Source organism: Massilia cellulosiltytica (assembly GCF_047325105.1).
GTDB lineage: Bacteria > Pseudomonadota > Gammaproteobacteria > Burkholderiales > Burkholderiaceae_D > Telluria > Telluria orientalis.
Genome location: NZ_CP168562.1, coordinates 5,054,698 through 5,081,561, shown reverse-complemented (window position 1 = coordinate 5,081,561; position 26,864 = coordinate 5,054,698). Strand labels below are relative to the sequence as shown.

20 protein-coding genes and 1 tRNA gene are annotated in these 26,864 nt (G+C 66.0%); 16 read left to right on the top strand and 5 right to left on the bottom strand.

Annotation, left to right across the window (positions count from 1 at the left end):
- Nucleotides 1-22 precede the first annotated feature (22 nt).
- Together ACEN9H_RS22135 and xseA are read right to left on the bottom strand one after the other, a co-directional pair.
- Complete coding sequence (locus ACEN9H_RS22135; RefSeq protein ID WP_036237288.1) at nt 23-601, bottom strand: superoxide dismutase; 579 nt, start codon at nt 599-601, stop codon at nt 23-25.
- Between the two features lie 123 nt (nt 602-724).
- Nucleotides 725-2,086 carry an exodeoxyribonuclease VII large subunit gene (gene xseA / locus ACEN9H_RS22130; protein WP_413672098.1) on the bottom strand — a complete coding sequence of 454 codons (1,362 nt, stop codon included), beginning with the start codon at nt 2,084-2,086 and terminating at the stop codon, nt 725-727.
- A 1,188-nt stretch (nt 2,087-3,274) separates the two neighbouring features.
- Between xseA and ACEN9H_RS22125 the strand changes: the two genes are divergently transcribed.
- The 7 genes from ACEN9H_RS22125 (at nt 3,275) to ACEN9H_RS22095 (ending at nt 9,623) form a co-directional block, all read left to right on the top strand.
- A complete protein-coding gene (locus ACEN9H_RS22125; protein WP_056127000.1) occupies nt 3,275-3,880 on the top strand; it encodes a MotA/TolQ/ExbB proton channel family protein in 606 nt (201 codons plus the stop codon).
- Nucleotides 3,880-4,332, top strand: coding sequence for an ExbD/TolR family protein (locus tag ACEN9H_RS22120; RefSeq protein WP_056128306.1), 453 nt, complete (start codon nt 3,880-3,882; stop codon nt 4,330-4,332). Before ACEN9H_RS22125 ends, ACEN9H_RS22120 begins: the two co-directional genes overlap by 1 nt.
- Nucleotides 4,333-4,435: 103 nt before the next feature.
- Nucleotides 4,436-5,464, top strand: a complete 1,029-nt coding sequence (lpxK, locus tag ACEN9H_RS22115) for a tetraacyldisaccharide 4'-kinase (RefSeq protein WP_413672097.1) — start codon at nt 4,436-4,438, stop codon at nt 5,462-5,464.
- Nucleotides 5,445-5,618 (top strand): Trm112 family protein, encoded by a 174-nt coding sequence (locus tag ACEN9H_RS22110; RefSeq protein ID WP_081984107.1) that lies wholly within the window; start codon nt 5,445-5,447, stop codon nt 5,616-5,618. Before lpxK ends, ACEN9H_RS22110 begins: the two co-directional genes overlap by 20 nt.
- 16 nt (nt 5,619-5,634) lie before the next feature.
- Nucleotides 5,635-6,387, top strand: coding sequence for a 3-deoxy-manno-octulosonate cytidylyltransferase (gene kdsB / locus ACEN9H_RS22105; RefSeq protein WP_413672096.1), 753 nt, complete (start codon nt 5,635-5,637; stop codon nt 6,385-6,387).
- A 192-nt stretch (nt 6,388-6,579) separates the two neighbouring features.
- The gene (gene adk / locus ACEN9H_RS22100; RefSeq protein ID WP_371764760.1) at nt 6,580-7,236 is read left to right on the top strand and encodes an adenylate kinase; all 657 of its coding nucleotides are present in this window, start codon (nt 6,580-6,582) and stop codon (nt 7,234-7,236) included.
- Nucleotides 7,237-7,439: 203 nt separating this feature from the next.
- Nucleotides 7,440-9,623, top strand: coding sequence for a sodium-translocating pyrophosphatase (locus ACEN9H_RS22095; RefSeq protein ID WP_413672095.1), 2,184 nt, complete (start codon nt 7,440-7,442; stop codon nt 9,621-9,623).
- On the opposite strand, the gene ACEN9H_RS22090 is transcribed toward ACEN9H_RS22095, so the two are convergent.
- A complete protein-coding gene (locus ACEN9H_RS22090; protein WP_413672094.1) occupies nt 9,560-10,084 on the bottom strand; it encodes a DsbA family protein in 525 nt (174 codons plus the stop codon). The two genes, ACEN9H_RS22095 and ACEN9H_RS22090, sit on opposite strands and share 64 nt — an antisense overlap.
- Before the next feature lie 198 nt (nt 10,085-10,282).
- Between ACEN9H_RS22090 and ACEN9H_RS22085 the strand changes: the two genes are divergently transcribed.
- Entirely contained in the window at nt 10,283-10,480 is a 198-nt protein-coding gene (locus ACEN9H_RS22085) for a hypothetical protein (RefSeq protein WP_056329679.1), read from the top strand.
- 50 nt (nt 10,481-10,530) lie between these two features.
- Here the strand turns inward: ACEN9H_RS22085 and ACEN9H_RS22080 are convergent, their stop codons facing one another.
- Nucleotides 10,531-11,829: an acetyl-CoA hydrolase/transferase family protein gene (locus ACEN9H_RS22080; RefSeq protein ID WP_413672093.1), complete on the bottom strand. Its 1,299-nt coding sequence runs from the start codon at nt 11,827-11,829 to the stop codon at nt 10,531-10,533.
- Nucleotides 11,830-11,987: 158 nt separating this feature from the next.
- On the opposite strand from ACEN9H_RS22080, the gene ACEN9H_RS22075 reads away from it, so the two are divergent.
- The 7 genes from ACEN9H_RS22075 (at nt 11,988) to ACEN9H_RS22045 (ending at nt 24,044) form a co-directional block, all read left to right on the top strand.
- The gene (locus tag ACEN9H_RS22075; protein ID WP_413672092.1) at nt 11,988-12,590 is read left to right on the top strand and encodes a hypothetical protein; all 603 of its coding nucleotides are present in this window, start codon (nt 11,988-11,990) and stop codon (nt 12,588-12,590) included.
- A 117-nt stretch (nt 12,591-12,707) separates the two neighbouring features.
- The gene (locus ACEN9H_RS22070; RefSeq protein ID WP_413672091.1) at nt 12,708-13,484 is read left to right on the top strand and encodes a 3-hydroxyacyl-CoA dehydrogenase; all 777 of its coding nucleotides are present in this window, start codon (nt 12,708-12,710) and stop codon (nt 13,482-13,484) included.
- 52 nt (nt 13,485-13,536) lie between these two features.
- Complete coding sequence (ggt, locus tag ACEN9H_RS22065) at nt 13,537-15,330, top strand: gamma-glutamyltransferase (protein ID WP_413672090.1); 1,794 nt, start codon at nt 13,537-13,539, stop codon at nt 15,328-15,330.
- Between the two features lie 162 nt (nt 15,331-15,492).
- Nucleotides 15,493-16,662 carry a patatin-like phospholipase family protein gene (locus tag ACEN9H_RS22060; RefSeq protein WP_413672089.1) on the top strand — a complete coding sequence of 390 codons (1,170 nt, stop codon included), beginning with the start codon at nt 15,493-15,495 and terminating at the stop codon, nt 16,660-16,662.
- Nucleotides 16,659-20,879, top strand: a complete 4,221-nt coding sequence (locus tag ACEN9H_RS22055) for a two-component regulator propeller domain-containing protein (protein ID WP_413672088.1) — start codon at nt 16,659-16,661, stop codon at nt 20,877-20,879. Before ACEN9H_RS22060 ends, ACEN9H_RS22055 begins: the two co-directional genes overlap by 4 nt.
- Nucleotides 20,880-20,943: 64 nt before the next feature.
- Nucleotides 20,944-21,639, top strand: coding sequence for a response regulator (locus tag ACEN9H_RS22050; RefSeq protein WP_413672087.1), 696 nt, complete (start codon nt 20,944-20,946; stop codon nt 21,637-21,639).
- A 299-nt stretch (nt 21,640-21,938) separates the two neighbouring features.
- Complete coding sequence (locus tag ACEN9H_RS22045; protein WP_413672086.1) at nt 21,939-24,044, top strand: ATP-binding protein; 2,106 nt, start codon at nt 21,939-21,941, stop codon at nt 24,042-24,044.
- Between the two features lie 28 nt (nt 24,045-24,072).
- On the opposite strand, the gene ACEN9H_RS22040 is transcribed toward ACEN9H_RS22045, so the two are convergent.
- Entirely contained in the window at nt 24,073-26,271 is a 2,199-nt protein-coding gene (locus ACEN9H_RS22040; RefSeq protein WP_413672085.1) for a bifunctional SulP family inorganic anion transporter/carbonic anhydrase, read from the bottom strand.
- A 419-nt stretch (nt 26,272-26,690) separates the two neighbouring features.
- Here ACEN9H_RS22040 and ACEN9H_RS22035 point away from each other — a divergent pair.
- Nucleotides 26,691-26,765 (top strand) — tRNA-Arg (locus ACEN9H_RS22035).
- The last annotated feature ends 99 nt before the right edge of the window (nt 26,766-26,864 follow it).

The following is a 26,864-nucleotide window of genomic DNA, read 5'->3' as shown; positions in this document are numbered from 1 at the left end:
ACGATGGAACAAGCCGGGCTGATTACGCGAAGTTCTTGTTCACGAAGTCCCAGTTGACGACGTTCCACCATGCCTCGACGAACTTCGGACGGGCGTTGCGGTAGTCGATGTAGTAGGCGTGTTCCCAGACGTCGCAGGTCAGCAGGGCCACGTTCTCGGTGGTCAGCGGGGTGCCGGCGTTCGAGGTGTTGACGATGTCGACGGTGCCGTCCGTTTTCTTGACCAGCCAGGTCCAGCCCGAACCGAAGTTGCCGACGGCCGACTTCTGGAACTCTTCCTTGAACTTGTCGAACGAACCCCACTTGGCGTTGATCGCATCGGCGACCGGGCCGGTCGGGGCGCCGCCGCCGTTCGGGGTCATGCAGTTCCAGAAGAAGGTGTGGTTCCACACCTGGGCCGAGTTGTTGAACACGCCGCCTTGGGATTTCTTGATGATCTCTTCCAGCGACAGGTTTTCGAACTCGGTGCCCTTGATCAGGTTGTTCAGGTTCGTGACGTAAGCCTGATGGTGCTTGCCGTAGTGGTATTCCAGCGTCTCGGCCGAGATGTGCGGCTGCAGGGCGTCCTTAGCGTACGGCAGTGGGGGCAGGGTATGTTCCATGTCTTGTTCCTTAGTGTAAGTTGACGGGAGACTTCGAAGTCTCTGCGGTGGTGCAATTCGGGCGCCTATTCTAAACCGGTTAGCTAAACGTTGCAGATATGGCTTTGCGAATACATCAGATTGTCATTCGAGTAAGTCCTGTACGCCTGCGACGCTGACCTCGGCACTGCCTTCCGCCAGGCGGATGCGCAACACGTCGCGCGGCTTGATCTGGCCCGGCGCATGTAAAACTTTACCTTTCGCGTTGCTGACGATCGCATAGCCGCGCTCCAGCGTCCGCTGCGGGTTCAGCAGTTCCAGTTGCGCCGCGAGGGCGTTCATTGCCTCGCGCCGCGCGCGCAACTGGTTGCCGACGCTGGCCACGAGGTGGCGCCGGTCGGATTCCAGCCGCGTGCGCAAGCCGCTCCAGTCCGGGCGATGGCGGGCCCAGCGCTGTTGCAGCTGCGCGAGCAGCAGGCCATGACGGTTCACCGGCGCGCGGACGGCATGCGTCAGACTGCTGGCCATGCCGAGAAGTTTCAGGCGCTGGTGCTGGATCTGGCTCGATGGGCTCAACAGGCGGCGCGACAGGTTGTCGAGGCCCTGGCTCGCGTCGGACAGGACGCGGCCCATCGCGCGGCGCAGGTCGCCCGCGTCCGCCTGCAGCGATGCGACCCAGTCCGCGCGGGCAGTGGCGGCGAGCTCGGCGGCGGCCGTCGGCGTGGCGGCGCGCAGGTCGGCGGCGAAGTCGGCGATGGTGAAATCCGTCTCGTGGCCCACGCCCGAGATCACGGGCATGCTGCACGCCGCGATCGCGCGTGCGACCGCTTCCTCGTTGAAGCTCCACAGGTCTTCGATCGAGCCGCCGCCGCGGCACACGATCAGCACGTCCACTTCGCGCCGGTGCGACGCGACCGCGATGGCTTCGGCGATCTTCTGCGCCGCCAGCTGGCCCTGCACGGGCGCCGGATACAGCACGATGCGCACGTGCGGCACGCGCCGCCTGAGGGCCGTCAGCACGTCGCGCAGCGCGGCCGCCTGCGGGCTCGTGACGATGCCCACCGTGCGCGCGAACAGCGGCAGCGGACGCTTGCGCCCTTCGTCGAACAGGCCCTCGGCCCCCAGCTTTTCTTTCAGGCGCATGAATGCTTCATACAGCGCGCCCACGCCCGCGCGGCGGATCGCCTCCACGTTGATCTGATAATCGCCGCGCGCGCCATACAGCGTGACGAGGGCGCGCACCTCGACCTTGTCGCCTTCGCGCGGGGTGAAGCCCGCGTACTGGGCGCGGCCGCGGAACATGACGGCGCGCACCTGGGCCGCGTCGTCCTTCAATGTGAAATACCAGTGGCCGCTGGCCGCGCGCGTGAAATTCGAGATCTCGCCGCCGATCCAGACGAGGGGAAAGGTGCGCTCCAGCAGGCGTGCCACCTGCTGGTTGAGGGCCGTGACGGTCAGTACGGGCGGGGCGGCGTAGGCCGGATCGGCGTCTTCAGTGGGGAACATAGGGTTGGGCTCGTTTGAACTGTCCACAAAAACATGGCTGCGCGAAGTGTAAGACACATCTGCTGTAAAACAACAGGTAGTTTTTGTAAACACCTGATTTTTATAGTAAAACGATTCTGCCTGATTTCGATGCAGCAACCAAATTACCTTACGGATCAATGGCTTGAGTGCATCTTCGGATACTTGGCCACAATCTTATCCACAGTTTATGTGTGAAAGTGGACAAGTCGGCGGTGCTTAAATATTCAGCTTGGATATATTTTCCTAAAGCAATCAAACACTTAGGGCGCTGTCCGAGGCCTTGCTCACATCGTTTTCCACAGTTTATGTGCACAGCCGCCCTTCGCGGCGCATCGCGAGTCCGGTTTTCCACTGCTTAAAAAATCTGCACAGCAAAAATACTGTTTAGATTCAAGGACTTCGTATTCGATCAAGGGTCTTGCTCACAATCTTTTCCACAAAATGTGTGAAGAAGACCGGTTGCGCCGGGACGCGACGATAACCTCTTCGCTGCGCGCCCGGAATAGCCGGCGGTCGAAGCGTGTTTGCTGTGCACAAGTCAAAGCTGCCTAAAAATTGGGCTTGGCAAAGAATTCTGAGAGGAATCAAAGAGTTAGTGGGAGAACGATGCGCTTGCTCACATCTTTTTCCACAGTTTGTGTGAAAAATCCTGCGGTCGGGCGGCCGTGTCAGTGGATAAGCCGCTGCCCAAAAAACGGGCGCAAAGTATTTCTGCTTAAAAATCAAAGTCTTAAGGCTCGGTTTGTGCGCTTGCGCACAATTTTGTCCACAAAAAATGTGCAGAACGGCAGGGTAGAGCCAGACCTGTAGTCAAGCACAACCGTGCCTATTTTTTGGACTCGGAAATTTCTCTGAGTAAAATCAAATACTTACCGCTGGGAAAGCTGATTCCTCACAAATTTATCCACAGAAATTGTGGGCAACTACATGCGTACAGACCCCTCGCAAGCCTGTGAAGTTCCTTCCGGGAAATGCACGCTGGCCCTGCCAAGTTTTTACTCACGGAAAAATATCCCTTAAGAATCAATCCACTTAGCGTCACTGGACGGTCTTGCGCACACTTTTATCCACAGAAAGTGTGCAGAACTCTACTTGCCGCAATCCGGGCAACACGTTACATTGCGCAACTAACTTGTTTCATTGTTTTTTACTTATCCAGGAGTTCCCTTGCTCGCCATTCTTCAAGCTGCCGGCTGGCCCATCTGGCTGTTGCTGATCGCATCGATCATTGCCCTGGCCCTGATCATCGAGCGCCTGATCTACCTGCGCCGCGAAAAGATCCTGCCGCGCCAGCTGCTCGATGAAGTCATCCAGGTCTATCGCAGCGGCAAGGTCACTCCGGATATCGTCGACAAGCTGCAAACGAATTCCCCACTCGGCACGGTGCTGGCCGCCGCGCTGCGCAATGTCGACGCGCCGCGCGACGTCATGAAGGAATCGATCGAGGAAGCGGGCAGGGGCGTGGCCCACGTGCTGGAACGCTTCCTGACGACGCTCGGCACGATCGCGTCGCTGGCGCCGCTGATGGGCCTGTTCGGCACGGTCGTCGGCATGATCGAGATCTTCGGCGCGCAGAATGCGAGCGGCACGAATCCCGCCCAGCTGGCGCACGGTATCTCGGTGGCGCTGTACAACACCGGCTTCGGCCTGGCGATCGCGATGCCGGCCCTCGTGTTCTACCGCCACTTCCGCGCGCTGGTCGACAGCTTCATCATCGACATGGAGCTGCAGGCCGTGAAATTCGTCGACGTCGTCCACGGTGCCCGCAAATGATCGACTTCCGCCGCGGCCGCAAACGCGAGGATCCGGAAATCAACCTGATCCCGTTCATCGACGTGCTGCTGGTCGTGCTGATCTTCCTGATGGTGACGACCACGTACAGCAAGTTCACCGAACTGCAGATCACGCTGCCGACGGCCGACGCCGAGAAGGCGATCGAGAAGCCGTTCGAGATCAACGTCACGGTCGATGCCAAAGGTAACTACACGGTGAACAACGTGCCCGTCGCGTTCCACGGCGTGGCGAGCCTCGCCGACGACCTGAAACGCGCGGCCAGCACCGGCCCGAACGGCCAGCCGCTGGCGGCGCCCGTGAAGGATCCCGTCATCATCGTCAACGCCGACCAGTTCGCGATGCACCAGATGGTCATCAACGTACTGGAAGCGGCGCGCATGGCCGGGTATGACAAGCTGACGTTCGCGGCGCAGACGGGCGGGCAGAAGTAAGAATCATTGTCGTCCCTGCGAAGGCAGGGACCCAATTTGCACGCGGATCGACAGCGCATGCAGAACTTGGCTTCCCGCCTTCGCGGGGACGACGGATCATCATATGGCATCTTCCCTCGAATCGACACTCACCCGCGCATGGCTCCGGCGCGGGCCGCTCGCCATCGCCCTGTTGCCGCTTGCGCTGCTGCTGCGCGTGCTGGTCGCGTTGCGCGTCGCCCTGTATCGCAGCGGCGTGCTGAAGGCCGGACGCCTGCCCGTGCCCGTCATCGTCGTCGGCAATATCTTCGTCGGCGGCACGGGCAAGACCCCGCTGACGATCTGGCTGGCGCAGCAGCTGCGCGCGGCCGGGATGCGGCCCGGCGTGATCTCGCGCGGCCACGGCGGGGCCGCAGACGCACCCCGTGAAGTGCTGGCGACGTCGCGCGCGCAGGACGTCGGCGACGAGCCCCTGCTGATCGCCGCGCGTGCCGGCTGCCCCGTCGTCGTGGGCCGCAAGCGCGTGGAGGCCGGGCGCCATCTGCTGGACCTGCACCCCGACGTGGACGTGCTGATCACCGACGACGGCCTGCAGCACTATGCGCTCGCGCGCGACGTGGAAATCATCCTGTTCGACGGCCGCGGCACCGGCAACGGCTGGACCCTGCCGGCCGGCCCGCTGCGCGAACCGCCGTCGCGCCGGCGCGATGTCACCGTCGTCAACGCGGCGGAGATCACGCCGGCGCTGGCCGCCGCGGTGGGTGGCGATCCCTGGCAGATGCGCCTCGCGGGCGACCATGCCGAGCGCCTGATGGATGCGGACGAGCGCGTGCCGTTGTCCGCGCTGCGCGGCAAACGCGTGCTGGCGGCGGCCGGCATCGGCAATCCGGGGCGCTTCTTCGCGCTGCTGCGCGCCGCGGGCCTGGACGTCGCCGAGCTGCCGCTGCCCGACCACCACGACTTCCTCGACGACCCGTTTCGCGCCGTCGACGCCGATGTCATCCTGGTGACGGAGAAGGATGCAGTAAAATGTCGGCAACTTGAAACAATCAACAACGACCCGCGCCTGTGGGTCGTGCCGGTCGGCGCGCAGATCGATGCCGCGCTGGCTGCCCAAATCGTGGAGAAATGTCGTGGACGCCCGACTGCTTGATATCCTGGTCTGCCCGCTGTGCAAGGGACCGCTCGAATATGACAAGAAAGCGCAGGAACTGATCTGCCGCCCGGACCGCCTCGCGTATCCGATCCGCGACGGCATTCCGATCATGTGGGCCGAAGAGGCGCGCAAGGTCGAGCCCGCGCTTTGACGCATTGGCTATTCCTGTGAGTTTCGTTGTCATCATCCCGGCACGCCTGGCGTCGACGCGGCTGCCGAACAAGCCGCTCGCGGACCTGGGCGGCAAGCCGATGGTCGTGCGCGTGGCCGAACGCGCGCAGCAATCGGGCGCGTCCCGCATCATCGTCGCGACCGATCACGCCGACATCGCCGCCGCCTGCGCCGCGCATGGCGTAGAAGCCTGCATGACGCGTTCGGATCACCCGTCCGGCACCGACCGCATCGCCGAAGTGGCGCACCTGCTCGGCCTCGCGCCGGATGCCGTCGTCGTCAACCTGCAGGGCGACGAACCGCTGATCGATCCCGCGCTGCTGGCCGCCTGCGCCGCGCGTATCTCGGCCGACGTGCCGATGGCCACCTGCGCCCATCCTCTCTCCGACGTCGCCGATGCCTTCAATCCGAACGTGGTAAAGGTCGTGCTGGACAAGCTCGGGCGCGCGCTGTACTTCTCGCGGGCCACGATCCCCTGGCACCGCGACGGCTTTGCCGCCACTCGCGCGCAACTGCCTGCTGGTTACGTACCCCTGCGCCACATCGGCCTGTACGCGTACAGCAATGCGTTCCTGCAGCGCTACCCACAGCTGGAACCGTCGCCGCTCGAATCCATCGAAGCCCTGGAACAATTGCGCGTGCTGTGGCACGGCGTGCCGATCGCCGTGCACGTGACGGCCGAGGCGCCCCATGCGGGTGTCGATACCCCGGCCGACCTGGAGCGCGTGCGACTTTTCTACGCGTCTTGATCCGCGTGGAAACTACTCTTCAGGCTGCTTGCGCCAGGTCAAACGGCTGAGAGATCGGCCGCCGTCAGTGGCGTTTAATGCTGCTTTTGTGGTAAGTTTCGTATCAGCTAGTCAGATATGCATCAAGGCGGTTATCTGTTCCCAAACTAACCGCCTCTACAAGAATTATTAAATACCTTTAGGAATCCCTTCATGCGTCTCATTTTGTTAGGAGCCCCCGGCGCCGGTAAAGGCACCCAGGCGAACTTCATCAAAGAAAAATACAACATCCCCCAAATCTCTACCGGCGACATGCTGCGTGCGGCCATCAAGGCCGGCACCGAGCTGGGCCTGGCTGCGAAAAAAGTGATGGATGCGGGCCAGCTGGTGTCGGACGACATCATCATCGGCCTGGTGAAGGAGCGCCTGAAGGAAGCTGACTGCGCCAACGGCTACCTGTTCGACGGCTTCCCGCGCACGATCGCGCAGGCCGACGCCATGAAGGACAGCGGTGTGAAGATCGACTACGTGCTGGAAATCGACGTGCCCGACGAACTGATCGTCGAACGCATGAGCGGCCGCCGCAGCCACCCGGCATCGGGCCGCGTCTACCACGTGAAGTTCAACCCGCCGAAGGTCGAAGGCAAGGATGACGTGACGGGCGAACCGCTGGTCCAGCGCGACGACGACACGGAAGAAACGGTCAAGAAACGCCTGGCCGTGTACCACAACCAGACCGAAGTCCTGCTCGGCTACTACAACAAGTGGGCGGAATCGGGTCTGCCGGGCGCGCCGAAGTACCGCAAGATCTCGGGCGTCGGCCCGGTCGAACAGGTGCGCGACGCCGCATTCGCGGCACTCGCAGACTGAGCGCCAGGGCGGCGCGAGCCGCTCTTTTTGGCTCCGGATGACTAATGCCATCCGTCCAGGTTTTTAGATCAAAGTTTTGTCGCACGCCTGTGCGGCGAATGCAGCAAGGTTGGCCGTACCGCAGCTCAGCTCAACTGAGCTCAACTAAGCGCACGCGGCCTTTCGACTCTGTGGTGGCTTGATCGAAGAACGAGGGGGACGACATGGCATCCGCGCAGCTCATCTTCGCCGTCGCGTGCGGCGTCATCGCGGTATTCTACGGGCTGTGGTCGCGCAGTTGGGTCCTGCACCAGGATCCCGGCAACGGCCGCATGCAGGAAATCTCGCTGGCCATCCAGCAGGGGGCGTCGGCCTACCTGGCGCGCCAGTACCGGACGATCGCCATCGTGGGCGTCGTCCTGCTGATCGCCATCTACTTCCTGCTCGGCACGGCCACCGCGGGCGGCTTCCTGGCCGGCGCGCTGCTGTCCGGGGCCTGCGGCTTCATCGGCATGAACGTGTCCGTCCGCGCCAACGTGCGCACGGCGCAGGCGGCCGCGACCGGGCTCGACCAGGCGCTGAACGTCGCCTTCCGCGGCGGTGCGATCACGGGCATGCTCGTGGTCGGGCTGGGCCTGCTGGGCGTCGCGCTGTTCTATTGGATCCTCATGCTGCGCGCCGATACTGCCCTCACGCAGCATGAGGTCATCCAGCCGCTCGTGGGCCTCGCGTTCGGCGCGTCGCTCATTTCGATTTTCGCGCGCCTGGGCGGCGGCATCTTCACGAAAGGCGCGGACGTCGGCGCCGACCTCGTCGGCAAGGTCGAGGCCGGCATTCCCGAGGACGATCCGCGCAATCCCGCCGTCATCGCCGATAACGTGGGCGACAACGTCGGCGATTGCGCCGGCATGGCGGCCGACCTGTTCGAAACGTACGTCGTCACGCTGGTCGCCACGATGCTGCTCGGCTCGCTGGTGATCCCGGGGATGGGCGGCACCGGCACCGTGTATCCGCTGCTGCTGGGCGGGATCTCCATCCTCGCGTCCATCGTCGGCTGCTCGCTCGTGAAGAACCATCCGGGTCACAAGATCATGTACGCGCTGTACACGGGGCTGTGGTGGTCGGCCGCGCTGTCGCTGATCGGGTTCGCCGTCGTCACCTGGCTCGTGTGGCCGGACGATGCGATGCGCTGGCGCATGCTGGGCTGCGCCACGGTCGGCATCGCCCTCACGGGCCTGATGGTCTATATCACCGAGTACTACACGGCCACGGAATTCGGCCCCGTGCGCCACATCGCCGAAGCGTCGACGACGGGCCACGGCACCAACATCATCGCGGGGCTCGGCGTGTCGATGAAGTCGACCGCGTATCCCGTGCTCGTCGTGTGCGCCGCGATCCTCGTCGCGTACCAGCTGGGCGGCCTGTACGGCATCGCGATCGCGGCCACCGCCATGCTGTCGATGGCCGGCATCATCGTCGCGCTGGACGCCTACGGCCCGATCACCGACAACGCCGGCGGCATCGCCGAGATGAGCGGCATGCCGGACCAGGTGCGCGCCGTCACCGACCCGCTGGACGCCGTCGGCAACACGACGAAGGCCGTCACGAAAGGGTATGCGATCGGCTCCGCGGGGCTGGCGGCCCTCGTGCTGTTCGCCGACTACACGCATGCGCTGGAGGCGCACGGCACGCATATCGCGTTCGACCTGTCGAATCCGATGGTGATCGTCGGCCTGTTCATCGGCGGCCTCGTGCCCTATCTGTTCGGCGCGCTGGCGATGGAAGCGGTGGGGCGGGCGGCGGGTGCCGTCGTGCTCGAGGTGCGGCGCCAGTTCCGCGACATCGTCGGTATCATGGCGGGCACCGGCAAGCCGGAATACGACAAGGCCGTCGACATGTTGACGGCGTCCGCGATCCGCGAAATGGTGCTGCCGTCACTGCTGCCCGTGATCGTGCCTATCCTCGTCGGCATGCTGCTGGGGCCTGCGGCGCTGGGCGGCATGCTGATGGGGACGATCGTGACCGGACTCTTCGTCGCGATCTCGATGACGACGGGCGGCGGCGCCTGGGACAACGCCAAGAAATATATCGAGGACAACCACTACGGCGGCAAGGGGTCCGATGCGCACAAGGCGGCCGTCACGGGCGACACGGTGGGCGACCCGTACAAGGACACGGCCGGGCCGGCCGTGAATCCGCTCATCAAGATCATCAACATCGTGGCGCTGCTGCTCGTGCCGCTGCTGCCGGCCGGCGGCTGGCTGGCCGTGTCGGAACCGCAGGCGCTGTATGGCAACCCCGCCGTAACCGCGCGTGCACCCGCAGCGGCCCCGAAAGCAGCGGTTCAGCGTCCGAGCGCCTCGCTGAGCGCGCTTTCCAGTGACGCCCGGTCCGAATCGCCGCGGTAGCGCACGCCGTTGATGTAGAAGGTCGGGGTGCCGGTCGCGCCGTCGTGGCGGGCGCGCTCGACGTCCGCCTGCACGCGTGCGCGATGGCGGCGTTCCAGGACCTCGGCGCGGAAGCGCTCGATGTCGAGATCGAGGCTTTGCGCCAGCACGGCGAGATCCTGCTTGTCGAACACCTGGCGCTGCTGTTCGTACAGCGCGTCGTGCATGTCCCAGAACCTGTCCTGGCTGCCGGCGGCCTCGGCCGCTTCCGACGCCAGTTCGGCCAGCGGGTGCAGATGCGCCAGCGGCAGATGGCGGTAGACCAGGCGGATCCCGCCGAACCGCTCGTCCAGGTCGCGCAGCGCGACGTGGGCGCGCGCGCTGTACGGGCACTGGAAGTCCGCATATTCGATCACCGTCAGCGCGGCATCCGCCGGGCCGCGCACGTGTTCGTCATTGCCGATCTCGTCAACTCGTTTCATTCATGTCTCCTGGTCGCGTCGAGGCGCCATCATGCCACGACAGGCGTAATTGTGTAGTAAATTTTCACCCGGAAAGAAGATAGGTGTAAAAACAAAACAGATGGCGACGAGTTAGCCTCCGTTGCGGTACAGTAGCGTCATCAGCGGTTTTGTTTATTGAACAAGCCGCGCCAGCTTACTAACCAAATGGAGAAAACCATGACGACTAATCTGGGAGGAAAGGGCGTAACCGACGCCCTCGGCCTTGAGTCCACCGACGCACCGCGCCAGGACAGCATGCAGCAGGCCGACGGTGCCGAACGCGCCGAACTGCAGCGCGCGCTGCTGGTGTATGGCATGGCCGGCGCGCTCGGCGCCGGGCAGGCCCGCGGCGCCATCGGCGACGTGCGCAACTGACCGGTAACGCCGGTCGCACGAACGGGACCCGCGCGGTCCCGTTTTTTATTTCAGAACACGCACATGCGGTCCGCTTCCTCGCGCAGCCACGGCCGGAAGTCCGGATGCGCGATGCCGATCAGTGCCTGCGCGCGCTGCTTGGCCGACTTGCCACGCAATTGCGCCACACCCCATTCCGTGACGACGTAGTTGACGTCGTTCTTGCTCGTCGTCGCGTGGGTGCCCGGCGACAGGGTCGGCACGATGCGCGAGACGGTGCCGTCCTTCGCCGTCGACGGCAACACGATGAACGACTTGCCGCCGCGCGAGCGGTTCGCGGCGCGCACGAAATCCACCTGGCCGCCCGTGCCGGAGTAGGGCAGGTGGCCGATGCTTTCGCTGCCGCACTGGCCGAGCAGGTCGACCTGCAGGCTCGCGTTGATCGACACGAGCTTGTCGTTCTGCCCGGCGATGTACGGGTCGTTCGTGAAGTTCGACGGGTGCATCTCCAGCATCGGATTGTGGTGCATGAACTCGTACAGGCGGCGCGAGCCGAGCGCGAACGTCGCCACCATCTTGCCCGGCAACAGGCTCTTGCGGCGGTTGTTGACGGCGCCCGCTTCCACGAGTCGTAAAATGCCGTCGCCGATCATCTCCGTGTGGATGCCGAGGTCGCGCTTGTCCGTCAGCTGCATGACGACGGCGTCGGGAATGCCGCCGTAGCCGATCTGCAGGGTGGAACCGTCGTCGATGTGCTCTGCCACGAGACGGCCGATCGCTTCCTGCACGGGACCGATGTGGGGCAAGCCCACTTCCATGATCGGGTCTTCGCTTTCGACCAGCGCCGTCACCTGCGAGATGTGCACGTGGCACTGGCCGTGCGTGAACGGGACGTGCGGATTCACTTCCAGCACGACGGCGCGCGCCTTGGCGACGGCCGCCATCGTGTAATCCGTGCCGAGGCTGAGGGCGAAGTGGCCGGAGGCGCTCATCGGCGACGCCATCGCGAACACGACGTCGGACGGCATCAACCCCCGCTCGATCAGCAGCGGGATCTCGGAAAAATAATTCGGGATGAAATCGCACCAGCCGCCCTGGCCGCCCGCGCGCGACGCGCCGCCGAAGAACAGCGCCGCGTGGCGCACGTGCGGCCGGCATTCAGGCGCGAAATAGCCGTACTTGCGCATCGCGAGGATCTGCGCCACCTGCACGTCGTGGAAGCCCCGGCATTCCTGCGACAGCGCGTGCAGCAGGGTGGGCGGTTCGCCGACACCGGTCGGGACGACGATCATGTCGCCGTCACGGACGTGGTTGAGGGCATCGAAGGCACTGCCGCGCTTGGCGCGATACATCTCCTGCAGGGTCTGCATGGTCGTCTCCTGTGTCGTTTTTGTTTGAAAAACATGCACCGTGGCAGCTTAACAGCGTGGCGCAGGAAACTGACGCTCACCTGACACGCATCCGACGCACAGCAGCGCGCCGGCGAGGCGCCGTGCGGCCGATAATGGAACGCGAGGAGCGACCCATCATGGAACCGAAACGATATGTACTGACTGCATGCATGCTGCTGACGTGGTCGTGCATGGCGCACGCGCAGAACCAGGCCCAGCGTACGGAGCAGGCCAACCGCGACGCCACCGTGGCCGATGAAGCGAGCACGGCCAAGCCGGCGCGCACGCCGCCGCCGGCGACGCTGAGCTATGGCCCCGTGCTGAATCCGCGCGCACAGCAGGGCGCCGACGCCGTCCGCAAGAACCCGGCAGAGGTGCACGACGAAGCGGATACGCTGGCCCGCCAGGCCCAGCCGCAAGACAAGCCACTCACCGACAAGCAGATCGAGGAATTGCGCCGCCGCGCCGCACGCCGCCACCCGGCGTGGCAGGGAGAAGGGGCGATGGCGCCGCGGCCGCTGCGGTCCGGCGCGACGCCGCCCGCGACGGCCGCCGTGCCGATTCCGCCGCCGGCGACGGCGCCGCAGCCCACCGTGCCCAGCACGAGCGTCATCCGCGGCTGCCTGGGCATCGTTTGCACGGATGGGGCCGGCAATACGTTCAATGCGGGCGGCAGTGCCGGCGTCAGCAGCACGGGCCGCGCATGTGTGCGGAACGGGACCACCGTCACATGTTTTTGACGTGTTTGCCCAACCCCGCTAGAATCCGCAGGTTGACGTTTACGTAAACGGAAAATACGCGGAAAATACGCGGGAAATAAGCGGAAATTAACGCGAAGCATATCGAAAGGGAGACAGATGCAAATCCAGAATAACGTGTTCATCGTGACGGGCGGCGCCTCGGGCCTGGGCGCCGCCACCGCGCGCACCATCGTCGAGGCGGGCGGCAAGGTCGTGCTCGCCGACGTGCAGCAGGAAGCCGGCACGGCGCTGGCCGCCGAGCTCGGTGCCCAGTTTCCCGATTCTGCACGTTTCGTGAAATGCGACGTGACGTCGGAATTGGACGGCCAGGCCGTCGTGGCGGCGGCCCTCGAACTGGGCAGCCTGCGCGGCCTCGTCAACTGCGCCGGCGTGGCGCCGGCGATCAAGACGGTCGGCAAGGACGGTCCGCATCCGCTGGACGCGTTCCAGCGCGCCATCAACATCAACCTCGTCGGCACCTTCAACATGTGCCGCCTGGCGGCCGATGCGATGGGCAAGGAAGAGGGGCTGGAACACGGCGAGCGCGGCGTGATCATCAACACGGCGTCCGTCGCCGCGTTCGACGGCCAGATCGGCCAGGCCGCGTACGGCGCCTCGAAGGCGGGCGTGGCCGGCATGACGCTCCCGATGGCGCGCGACCTGTCGCGCAGCGGCATCCGCGTGATGACGATCGCACCGGGCATCTTCGAGACGCCGATGCTGATGGGCATGCCGCAGGAAGTGCGCGATTCGCTGGGCAAGATGGTGCCGTTCCCGCCGCGCCTCGGCATGCCGCGCGAGTACGCGCACCTGGCGAAGACCATCATCGAGAACGTCATGCTGAACGGCGAGACGATCCGCCTGGACGGCGCCATCCGCATGCAGCCGAAGTGAGCCTTTGAGCGATTTCGGGTACGATGCCCTCTGGTATTCCCGGAGAAATCGTATGACCAAGAAGTTGCTCGTCCTCGTTTTGGGCGGTGTATTGACCGCCGCCCTGCACCCCGCAGTCGCACTCGCGCAGGACGCCTCGGCCCTGCAGCGGGCTCCCGAGGCCGCCAGCGGCTATGCCGAGAAGGCCGGCTGGACCGCCCGCAAGTACATGGTGGCGGCCGCGAATCCGCTGGCGGTCGAAGCGGGCTACGAGATGCTGAAACAGGGCGGCACGGCGATCGACGCAGGCATCGCGACGCAGCTGGTCCTTACGCTCGTCGAGCCGCAATCGTCCGGCATCGGCGGCGGCGCATTCCTGATGTATTACGACGGCAGGAAGGTGCAGGCGTTCGACGGCCGCGAGACGGCGCCGTCGAAGGCGGACGAGCATCTGTTCCAGCATGCGGACGGCACGCCGATGTCGCGGACCGAAGGCATCGTGGGCGGCCGTTCGACGGGCGCGCCGGGCGTGCTGCGCATGCTGGCGCTGGCCCATCGCCAGCACGGCAAGCTGGCGTGGAAGACGCTGTTCCAGCCGGCGATCCGCCTGTCCGAGCAAGGCTTCGCGGTGAGCCCGCGCCTGAACAGCCTGCTGGCCGAGGACCGCTATCTGCGCAACGACCCGACCGCGCGCGCCTACTTCTATGCGCCGGACGGCAAGCCCTGGCCCGTCGGCCACGTGCTGAAGAATCCCGAGCTGGCGCGTACCCTGCGCGAACTGGCCGCCGGCGGCGCCGAGGTGTTTTATACGGGCCGCATCGCGCGCGACATCGAAGCGAAGGTCAAGAGCCACCCGACGAATCCGGGCCTGCTGACCGCGGCCGACATCGCCGCGTATCAACCGAAGCTGCGCGAGCCGGTCTGCAACGACTACCGCGCGTACACGGTGTGCGGCATGCCGCCGCCGTCGTCGGGCGGGATCGCCGTCGCGCAGATGCTCGGCATGTTCGAGACGCGCGACATGAAAGCGCTGGCGCCCGCGAACGGCATCCCGGGCGCGGACGCCGTGCACGTATTCTCGGAAGTGGGCCGCCTCGCGTATGCGGACCGCGACCGCTACGCCGCCGACACGGATTTCGTCCCGCTGCCGGGCCGCGGCATCCCCGCGCTGCTGGACAAGGGCTATCTGTCGCAGCGCGCCAGCCTCATCAAGCAGCGCTCGATGGGCAAGGCGCAAGCCGGCCATCCGCCGGGCGTGGAGACGGCGTGGCACTGGGGCCTGGACAATTCGATCGAGGCGCATTCGACGTCGCACATCGTCGCGGTCGATCCGTATGGCGCGGGCCTGTCGATGACGACGAGCGTCGAGGACGCGTTCGGCTCGCGCCAGATGGTCGACGGCTTCATCCTCAACAACCAGCTCACCGATTTCTCGTTCGATTCGCGCGACGCGAACGGGCCGATCGCCAACCGCGTGGAACCGGGCAAGCGGCCGCGCAGCGCGATGAGTCCCACGATCGTGTTCGACAAGAAGACGGGCAGATTCGTGGAAGCGGTCGGCTCGCCGGGCGGTCCGCTGATCATCAATTACGTGGCCAAGGTCCTCGTCGGCACGCTCGACTGGGGCCTCGACATGCAGCAGGCGATCTCGCTGCCGAACTTCGGCAGCCGCAACGGTCCGACCGAGCTGGAGGCCGGGCGCTTCCCGTTGTCCGAGGTGAAGGCCCTGCAAGCGCGCGGCCACGACGTGCGCGTGTTCGAGCAGACGTCCGGCCTGCAGGGCATCGCGCGCATGGAGATCCACGGCGTACCGCTGTATTTCGGCGGTGCGGATCCCCGCAGGGAAGGCATTGCCAAAGGCGAGTAGACGGGCAGCCCCCCGCCCGGGCGTGACGCCAACACGGCGCCTGCGTCACGCTTGGGCACGGCGCCCGTCCTACCGACCCGAATACAACGAAGTTGGGGCGAACAGTTTGTCGAAACGCTATTTATTCGCCGCAAGTTGAACAGAGTTTGCTAATCTTGCTCTGTGGATATTGAATGTAAAACGGGGCTGATCCTCAGCGGTGGCGGCGCGCGCGCGGCCTACCAGGCGGGGGTCCTGCAGGCGATCTCCCGCATCCTGGGGGAGGCGGGCTGGCCCGCCGCGCGCAATCCGTTCGAGATCATCTGCGGCACGTCGGCCGGCGCCCTCAACGCGGCCGGGCTGGCGTGCCGCGCCGACGACTTCGGCGACGCCGTCGACCAGTTGGCGGACGTGTGGGAGGGCATCGATGTCACGCAGGTCTATCGCGCCGATTCGCTGGGCGTGCTGCGTTCCGGGGCGCGCTGGCTGTCGCTGCTGTCATTCGGCTGGATGCTGCGCCAATGGCACGCGGCGCCGCCGACGTCGCTGCTCGACAACACGCCGCTCGTGGGCCTGCTGCACCGCATGCTCGACCTGCCGCGCCTGGACGCGGCGCTGGCCAGCGGCTGCCTGGACGCCCTCGCGGTCACCGCATCGTCGTACAGCGGCGGCCAGCACGTCACGTTCTACCAGAGCGAACGCGAGATCGCACCGTGGAAGCGGCACCAGCGTCTCGCCCTGCAGGAACAGATCGGCGTCGAGCACCTGCTCGCGTCGAGCGCCTTGCCGTTCATCTTCCCGGCCGTGCCCTTGTACTTCGACGGCCACCTCGAATACTGCGGCGACGGCTCGATGCGCCAGCTGGCGCCGATCGCGCCCGCGATCCACCTGGGTGCACGCCGCGTGCTCGTCGTGGGGGCGGGGCGCATGAACGAGACCGTGAACCATTTGCCGGCGCACGTGCGCTATCCGAGCCTGGCGCAGATCGCCGGCCACGCGCTGTCGTCGATCTTCCTGGACGGCCTCGCGATGGATATCGAGCGCCTGCAGCGCATCAACGACACGCTGTCCATGCTGCCCGAGGCGGCGCTGGCGAAGACGCCGCTGCGCCGCATCGAGCTGCTCGCGATCGTGCCGTCGGAACGCCTGGACGACATCGCCGCGCGCCATGCGGCCAACCTGCCGGGGCCCGTGCGCACGCTGCTGGGCGGGATCGGGGCGATCGAGGCGCGCGGCGCCTCGCTGGCGTCCTATTTGCTGTTCGAAGGCGGCTACACGCGCGAACTGATGGCGCTGGGCCAGCGCGACACCTATGCCCGGCGCCGCGACGTACTGGAGTTTTTCGAAGCATGAAACGATGCCTGTTCCTGGTGCTCGCGCTGTTGTGGGCCATTGTCGCCCAGGCCGCGCCGACGCCGACCCTGCGCTTCGAGCACCTGTCGGTGGACGACGGCCTCGCGCAGGAATCCGTGCTGTCGATCGTCCAGGACCCGGACGGCTTCATGTGGTTCGGCACCCAGTCCGGCCTGTCGCGCTACGACGGCTACCGCTTCACGAATTTCCGCAACGTCGTCGGCGATCCGAAGACGCTCGCCAACAACTGGGTGCGCGTGCTGTACGCCGACCGCAAGGGCCGGCTGTGGATCGGCACGGACGGCGGGCTCGATCGCTACGAACCGCAGACCGGCACGTTCAGCCATTTCCTGCCGGACGAACCGGCCAAGCGGGGCAACGGCAACCGCCACATCCGCGCCATCCTCGACGACGGCAAGGAAGGCCTGTGGCTCGCCACGGCCGACGGCCTGCAGCACTTCGACATCCCGACCGGCCGCTTCGACACGTGGCACCACGTGCCGGGCGTGCCGGACAGCCTCGCGTCCGACAAGCTGACGGCCCTCGCGCGCGGGCGCGACGGCCGCCTGTGGATCGGCACCGCGGCGGGCCTCGACAGCCTCGATCCCGAGCGGATGCACTTCCGCCACCACCCGTCGCCGCGCGGCGGCAAGTACGACTTCGTGCAGACGCTGATGGTCGACGCGGGCCAGGGCCTGTGGGTCGGCAGCATGGGCGGCCTGGAACGCCTGTCGCTCGGGCCGAAGGGCGACGTGCGCACGTTCGGGCTCGACGACGGCATGCCGCCCGGCGAGATCAGCGTGTTGTACGAGGACGCCGAGCGCCAGGTCTGGGTCGGCTCGCACGACCGCGGCCTGTACCGCTGGCTGCCCGCGCTGGGCCGCTTCGAGCGCCATCCGCACCGCATCACCGACAGCTACAGCCTGGGCGACAACCAGGTCACGGCGCTGTACGGCGACCGCGTGGGCACGTTCTGGGTCGGCACGTGGTACGGCGGCGTGTCGCGCGCGGACATGGGCAGCGGCGGCTTCGCGCGCATCGTGCGCGGCGACGACACGCCGCTCGCGCTGGAAGACAACAAGGTGCGCGGCATCGTCGGCGACGGCGGCGGGAAGCTGTGGCTCGCCACGAACGGCGGCCTGCACCTGTTCGATCCGGCGACCGGCGCGGACCAGGCGTGGCGCCTCGCGCCCGTCGAAGCGGGGCTGTCGGGCGACGCGATGGCGACGTCGGTGGCGCTCGGCCGCGACGGCACCGTGTGGCTCGGCACGCGCAACGGCCTCGCGCACTTCGATCCGAAGACCGGGCGCATCACGCGGCGCCCGCTGTCCACCGACGACGTCGACGCCAACTACGTGCGCAACGTGCATGTCACGCGCGACGGCACCTTGTGGGCCGCGACCCGCGGCGGCCTGCACCGCATCGCGCCGGACGGCAAGCAGACGACGTACCAGCACGACCCGACCGCGGCCGCGAGCCTGGCCGACAACATCGTGCGGCCAATGCTGGAAGACCGCCACGGCCGGTTCTGGGTCGGCACGTTCGACGGCCTGGACCTGCTCGACCGCGCCACCGGCAAGTTCCGCCACTTCCGCCACGATCCCGACGATCCCACCAGCCTGTCGCACGACGAGGTGCACTACCTGCTGGAAGACCGGCGCGGCGACCTGTGGGTCGGCACGGCCGTGGGCCTGAACCGCATGGTGATCGGCAGCGACGGCACGCCGCGCTTCCAGCGCTACACGGTGCGCGACGGCATGGCGGACGACGTCGTGGCCGCGATGCAGGAAGACCTCGACGGCTTCATCTGGGTGTCCAGCTCGAGCGGCCTGCACCGGCTCGACCCGTCCAGCGGCGCCTGGCGCAACTACAACGCGACCGACGGCACGATCGAAGGGGCGTACTTCGACGCCTCGGCGCTGCGCGTGGCCGACGGCACGCTCTACTTCGGCGGCAACAACGGCATCACCGCATTCAATCCGCGCGCGCTGCACGACAACCTGATCGCGCCGCGCGCCGTCATCACGGGCCTGCAGATCTTCGGCCAGCCGTGGCAGGACGTCCGGCCGGGCATGCTGCCGGGGCCGATCGAGCGCCTGTCGGGCATCACGCTCACGCCGCAGGACTCCGTGTTCTCGCTGGAGTTCTCGGCGCTGCATTTCGCCGCGCCGGGCCGCAACCGCTTCGCCTACCGCCTCGTCGGCTTCGACCAGGACTGGATCGGCGTCGACGCCAGCAAGCGCTTCGCGACCTACACGAACCTCGATCCGGGCAGCTACACGTTCCAGGTGCGCGCGGCGAACAAGGACGGCGTGTGGAGCGATGCCGCCGCCACGCTGGAAGTGACCGTGCTGCCGCCGTACTGGAAGACGTGGTGGTTCCGCACCCTGTGCGCGCTGGTGGTGATCGGCTGCGGCTACGGCGCGTATCGGATCCGCGTGGACGTCCTGCGCCGCCAGAAGGCCATGCTGGAACAGCAGGTCAGCGCGCGTACGGAACGCATCGAACAGCAGAACCGCCTGCTGGAACGCCAGACCGAGGAACTGCGCGAGCAGGAACGGCAGGTGCGGCGCCGCACGAACGAGCTGGCGCTCGCCAACGACGCGCTGCAGGAAAACGAGGAGCGGCTGTACCAGGCCAAGCAGCGCGCGGAAGACGCGACGCGCCAGAAGTCCGAATTCCTCGCCAACATGAGCCACGAGATGCGCACGCCGCTGGCCGGCGTGATCGGCATGCTGGGCTTCGCGCTGCGCGACACGGCGCTGCGCGACTGCACGCGCGAGCAGATCCTGCGCGGCCAGGCGAACGCCCAGTCGCTGCTGGCGATCATCAACGACCTGCTCGACTTTTCCAAGATCGAGGCGGGCAAGCTGACCATCGAGAACATCGACTTCGCGCTCGACGAATCGATTTCGCATGTGGGCACGCTGTTCGAGGAGCAGGCCGGCGCGCACAGCGTGGGGTTCGCCGTGCGCCTCGATCCGGACCTGCCGCGCTTCGTCGTGGGCGACCCGACCCGGCTGCGCCAGATCCTCGTGAACCTCGTCGGCAACGCCTTCAAGTTCACCGAGAGCGGCTCCGTCACCGTGCGCGTCGAGCGCCGCGCGGAAGACCAGCACGACCGCGCGGGCCGCAACATGATCCGCTTTTCGGTCGAAGACACGGGCATCGGCATCGCGCCGGACGCCTTGCCGCGCCTGTTCCAGAAATTCGAGCAGGCCGACGCGACGACGACGCGCCGCTACGGCGGCACGGGCCTGGGCCTGGCGATCTGCCGCCAGCTCGTCGAACTGATGGGCGGCACGATCGGCGTCGCCAGCACGCCCGGCGTGGGCTCCACGTTCAGCTTCGTGCTGCCGCTGGCGGACGGCGTGCAGCCGCACTCCGTCGCCGACCAGCCGCGCGCGCCGCACACGCACCGCCTGCGCGTGCTGTGCGCGGAAGACTATCCGACCAACCAGATCATCGTGCGCATGATGCTGGAGGAGCTGGGCCACCAGGTCGACGTCGTCGAGAACGGCCTGCTGGCCGTGATGGCCTGCGCGCGCACGCGCTACGACCTGATCCTGATGGACGGCCGCATGCCCGAGATGGACGGCGCGTCGGCCACGCGCCTGATCCGCGCCGGCGGTCCGCTGGAAGCGCCCGTGCTGGACCAGCACCTGATGATCGTCGCGCTCACCGCCAACGTCAGCGAGGAAGACCGGACGCGCTACCTGGCCTGCGGCATGGATGCCTTCATCACCAAGCCCATCGACGATTCGCAACTGCATTACCACCTCACGCGCGCCATCGAGCGCCAGCTGCAGCGCGGCATCGAACTCGCACCGATGCCGGAGCCGGCCGCGCGCGCGCCGTCGACGGCCGAGCTGGACGCGATGTTCGACGTGCCGGGCGACGCCGTTGCGCCCGCCGCGCCGCCGCCCCCGATCCGGCGCGCAAGCGACCTGAAGGACCGCCTGCGCGGCGCCTTCCTGGCCGACCTGCCGCGCCGCCGCATCGAACTGGACAAGGCGCTGGCGACGGGCGACCGCGACACGGCCGGACGCGTCCTGCACGGCATGAAGGGCAGCGCCGGCTACCTGGGCGAGGATGGGCTGCGCGCGCTGTGCGCCGAACTCGAGGCCCTGGCGGACGCGGGCCAGCTCGACGCCGTGCGCGCGGGCCTGCCGCGCCTGTGGGACCTGCTGGCCCGCTTCGAGGCGGCGACTGCCTGAATCGTGCGCGCGTCTCACAGTCTGTATAATTGCCATTTAACAATTGCGACACAATGGGGCAGGGATGAAGGTATTGATAGTCGACGATGACGTGGTGTCGCGCATGATGCTGATGCACATGATCGACAACACCGCGAGCGGCGTGTTCGACGTATTGGAAGCGGAGGATGGCGCAGACGCCTGGGCGCAGCTGGACGCCGGCGCGGACCCCGCGCTGCTGTTCTGCGACCTGCGCATGCCGCGCCTGTCCGGCATGGAATTGCTGGCGCGCGTGAAGGCGGACGCCCGCTTCGCCGGACTGCCGTTCGTCCTCGTTTCGGCCGCGGCCGACGGCGCGACGATGGAACAGGCGCTGTCGCTGGGCGCCGCCGGCTACATCGTCAAGCCGTTCGACGCCGCGCGCGTCGCGCAGCACCTGCAACCCCTGATGCGCGCGCCGGACGAGCAGCCCGACGCCACCCTGCGCCGCCTCGGCATCGACGCCACGCGCCTGCTGCTGTATCTCGGCGGCCTGCAGCGCCAGCTCGTCAGCGCGGGTACCGACCTGGCCGGGCTGCTGGCCACGAGCCAGCTCGACGCCGCCCGCGCCCACCTCGCGCGCCTGTGCGAAGGGTGCCGCACGCTGGGCCTGCACGGCGCCGCGCACGGCTTCGACGCCTTGCGCTCCGCCCCCGACGGCGCCGCCCTGACGCGCGAACTGGAAGCCGCGCACCGCGCCGTGCTGCGCCAGACCGACGCCACGCGGCACCTGGCGATGTAAGGTTGCGCGCCTGTCCGCAACGTTAAATTCCTGCTGGAAAACGACAAAAATTGTTGTCGGAAATGTTGTAAATCACCCCTCCACACGGCCACGGAATCCGGCATACTGATCTTTTGCCGTGGCCGGCATGCAGCACCTTCCAGGCAGAACGGCAACTTGTCGGGCGTCTTTTTTGCCCCGTTCGGACCACGCCAAGCGCGCGCCGTCCGTCACGAGCTTGTCATTAAAATAGTCGACTTTGCACGGCAGCGCAGACTGCTGGGACGGAGCTTTGACCAGGGATTGCATGAGCGAGGACTATGAAGACCACGGTTTCCCCCAGCCTGACCTTCCTTACCGGCGGCGGCCAGATGGCCGCGCATATCGCCGCCCATGACTGGCGCATCACGCCACTCGGCCCCATCGAGGACTGGCCCGCCGCACTGCGCACGGCACTGGGCCTGGCGCTGAATTCCCGGTTCCCCACCTTGCTGTGCTGGGGCGCCGACCTGATCAGCTTTCCTAACGACGCCTGCATGCTGTTGCTCGGCGACAAGGCCGCGCTGGGCCGGCCGTTCCGCACGGCCTGGCCGGAGGTGTGGGACACCGTCGGGCCGATCGCGACGAAAGCCCATGCGGGCGAAGCCAGCCACCACGAAGACATGCCCGTGCCGATGGCGCGCCACGGCTATCCGGAACAGCGCTGGTTCACGTTCTCGTACAGCCCCGTGCGCGACGACGACGGCACCGTCGGCGGCATCCTGTGCACGGTCGTCGAGACGACGGGCAAGGTGCGCGCGCTGGCGTCCCTGCGCCAGAAGGAAGAAACGCTGCGGCGCCTGAACGAGGCGCTGACGCACCAGGTGGCGTCGCACGCGAGCGACCGCGAACGCCTGTGGCGCATCTCGCCCGACGTGATGGCCGCGGCGTCGCTGGCGACGGGGCGCTTCCTTACCGTGAACCCCGCGTTCACCACGTGCTTCGGCTGGAGCGCCGAGGAAGCGACCACGCGCCCGTTCATGGACATGGTGTACCCGGACGACCGCGAGGACGTGCTGCGCAAGATGCAGGTCCTGGCCGACGGCACGCCGCTCGTCGGCTACGAGACGCGCGTGCTGCACAAGGACGGCTCGTACCGCTGGGTGTCGTGGACGATCTCCCCGGAAGGCGAGCTGCTGTACGGCGTCGCGCGCGACATCACGGCGGAAAAACACCAGGCCGACGCGCTGCGCCAGGCCGAGGAAGCGCTGCGCCAGTCGCAGAAGATGGAAGCCGTGGGCCAGCTCACGGGCGGCCTCGCGCACGATTTCAACAACATGCTGGCGGGCGTCACGGGCCACCTGGAACTGATGAAGCTGCGCCTGCGCATGGGCCAGAGCGGCGACCTGCTGGCGCGCATCGACGCGGCCCTCGGCGTGACCCAGCGCGCGGCCGCCCTGACGCACCGCCTGCTCGCGTTCTCGCGCCGCCAGGCCCTCGATCCGAAGCCGACCAGCGTCAACGCGCTCGTGATGTCGATGACGGACCTGATCGAGCGCGCGGCCGGCCCGTCGATCGCCGTGCGCACGCGTCTCGCGGCCGCGCTGTGGACGACCCTGTGCGATCCGAACCAGCTGGAAAGCGCGCTGTTGAACCTCGCGAACAATGCGCGCGACGCGATGCCGGAAGGCGGCCTGCTCGTCATCGAGACGGAGAACGTCACGTTGACACAAGCCCAGGCGCGCCGCCACGGCGACCTGCGGCCCGGAGAATATGTGCAGGTGAGCGTGCGCGACAACGGCGCCGGCATGGCGCCCGACGTCGTCGCGCGCGCGTTCGACCCGTTCTTCACGACGAAGCCGATGGGGCAGGGGACCGGCCTGGGCCTGTCGATGGTGTACGGCTTCGCGCACCAGTCGGGCGGCAACGTGCGCATCGAGTCGCGGCCGGGGCAGGGGACCGAAGTGCGCCTGCTGCTGCCGCGCCATCTCGTGGAGACGCAGCCGGCCGCGAGCCCCGACGTCGAACCGCCGCTGGAAGCAGGCACGCGCAAGGGTGTCGTGATGGTCGTCGACGACGAGGCGGACATCCGCGCCGTGATGACCGAGGTGCTCGAATTGCAGGGCTACACGGTGCTCGTCGCCTGCGATGCGCCGCAGGCGCTGCGCCTGTTGAAGGACACGCGGCCGGACATGCTCGTCACCGACGTCGGCCTGCCCAACGGCATGAACGGCCGCCAGCTGGCCGACCACGTGCGCGTGCAATGGCCGCAACTGCCCGTGCTGATGGTGACGGGCTATGCGGAAAGCACGGTCATGAAGAACGAAAAGCTGCCCGCGCAGATGGAGATCCTGACCAAGCCTTTTGCCATGAATGCGCTGGTGGACAAGGTCGGGTGCATGCTGGCGCTGGCCGTGGGCGCGGAGACGGGGGCCGAAGCCGCCTGAGCGGCCCCGGTTTTTCAAGCGGGCGGGATCAGGCGGCCAGGTCGTTCCGGCCGTCGTCCAGCGTGACCGGTTCCCCGAACTGCACGGTGCGCGTCGCGATGTCGTGGTACGCGCCCACGAGCCCCATCTCGCCGCGCGCGATGCGCTCGCGCAGGAAGGCGCTGCCGGCGATGATCTCGTCCAGCGAGTTCTCGATATTGCGCCGCGTGACCGCCTCGAGCATTGCCTTGCCCTCGGGCGGATGGTGGGCGCCGCACTTGCACTGGTCGACCGCCTTGCGGATCTTGCCCGTGATCGCCCCCATGCTGTGCGCGCCTTCGTTCTGCAGCGCGAGGCCGATCGCGCCGCAGCTCGAGTGGCCCTTCACGACGATCAGCTTCGCGCCCAGTTTATGGGCGATCTCCAGGCTGCCGATGATCTCGCGGCTGATCACGTTGCCCGCGATGCGGATCGTCAGCAGGTCGCCCAGGCCGGCGTCGAAGATGATCTCCGGCGACGTGCGCGAGTCGATGCAGTTGACGACGACGGCCATCGGGTGCTGCCCGCCCGCCGTCGCCTCGACCTGGTGCAGATAGTATTTCTTCGTCGTGCGGCCCGCACGGAAGCGCTCGTTGCCGTCACGTAGCAGCTGCAGCACGTCTTCCGGCGCCAGCCTGGTCTGCGTGTCCTTGTCGAGGGCGGGGACGAACTGGATCGGATCGTGCAGGCTGTACTCGTCGCGCAGGCCCACGACGTTCAGCTTGACGTTGCGTTCCGCCGCCACGACGCGGTAGTCGTTGATGACTTCCAGCACGTCGTGGTCGATGTAGTCCGAGTTGGCCGCGTCGATCAGCACGTTCGCGTTCTCCGGGATTTCCCACAGCGCGCTCTTGATCGTGGCCTTGTTCAGGAACGACACCTGGTTCGGCAATTCCATCTTGACGACCTCGCCGATGTGCAGGCGGTACTGCTCCATCGAGAACGGGTTCTTGAAGTGGCTGCGCATCAGGTAGAACAGGCTGGCGGCCAGGCCGATCAGCACGCCGGTCAGCAGGTCCGTCAGCACGATGGCGGCCACGGTGACGGCGAATGGCACGAATTGCGACCAGCCCTTCTTGTACATGTCGCGGAACAGCGAAACCTTGGCCAGCTTGTAGCCCGTCACGATGAGGATCGCGGCCAGCGCGGCCAGCGGAATCAGGTTCAGCATGGGCGCCAGCACGAGCACGCTGGCCAGCAGCAGCACGCCGTGGAGGATGGTCGAGGCCTTGGTCCGGTTGTCGTTCTGGATGTTGACGGAACTGCGCACGATGACGGACGTGACGGGCAGGCCGCCCAGCAGGCCGGCGCAGATGTTGCCGACGCCTTGCGCGACGAGTTCGCGGTTCGTGGGCGTTTCGCGCTTGTGCGGATCGAGCTTGTCGACCGCTTCCACGTTCAGCAGCGTTTCCAGCGACGCGACGATGGCGATCGTGAAGCCGACGATCCAGACGTCGTGGTTCGTGAAATGGGCGAGATCCGGGAAATTCAGGTAGGCACCCAGGTTACCGATATCGAGGGGCGGAATATCGACGAGATGTTCCGGGTCGATACTCAGTGCGGGAAAGAAACGATCGAATGTCACATTCAGTGCAACACCCAATGCCACGACGAACAATGGCGCCGGCAGCAATTTAATGTTCTTTAATGGCGTCCTGTCCCAATACACCAGGATCAGCATCGACAGGAGCGCAATGATCATGGCGCCGGGCGTGATCGCGCTGAATGCATGCGCAATCGCGGAAAACGTGTTTTCGCCATTGGCCTGGATGAACGACGTTTCATCGGCCGGATTGACGTCATAACCGATCGCATGGGGAAGCTGTTTGAGTATCAGCAGAATGCCGATCGCCGCGAGTAATCCCTTGATGACGTTCGAGGGAATGTAGTTGGCGATAAAGCCGGCACGGGCGACACCCATGGCCAATTGCATTACGCCGGCAAGCAATATTGCCGCGAGCAGGATTTCGAAAGCGCCGAGTTTCGTGATCGAGGCGAGGACGACGGCCGCCAGCCCGGCCGCGGGGCCGCTGACGCTCGTATGGGAACCGCTGATGGCACCCACGACGATGCCGCCGATAATGCCGGAAATAATCCCTGAAAACAAAGGGGCGCCGGAGGCGAGGGCAATACCGAGACACAGGGGCAAGGCGACAAGAAACACTACTATGCCGGCCGGCAAATCGTACTTGAGGGTATTCGTGTGCATGGGAATCTCACGGAAGAACGATGGTTGTCAGTCAGAATGCGCTGATTCGTTTTGCGCATGGCGATATAACGATTTACATCGGCTTATGGCCGATGAACCGGATTCATGAACGTTTGATTTGGATTGAACCAAAACGGTGCAATGCACCGTTTCGATGCATTTTCAGGAACGTCGATTGTTAAAACGACGGGGAAAAAATATAACATGCAGTTTGCAAATGCGTCCAGCATGCACGGTCAAACGTTACAATTCTTTCGGGCTAAATAGATTTGGATAAAAGCGGTTTTTATCCAGTTATTTTTATTGCCTTGAATAATGCCGGATTGGGAATCTGCCAAGCGTGCAGGCGTCTGGAGAGGGGGCGAACGTTGTGGGCGGGGCGTGGCTGCTGTAGAATAGCTGGCTGCAGTACGCAGAGTGTCGCCATAGTACAATGGATAGTACAAGGTCCTCCTAAGACTTAGATGCAGGTTCGATTCCTGCTGGCGACACCAGTTTCACCTTCCCCCAGCCGCATCAGGCCGTCCCCCTTCGGTACAATGCCTGCTTTCTCACACTCTTACTGATATCCGCGCACGATCCGCGTCGCGGCC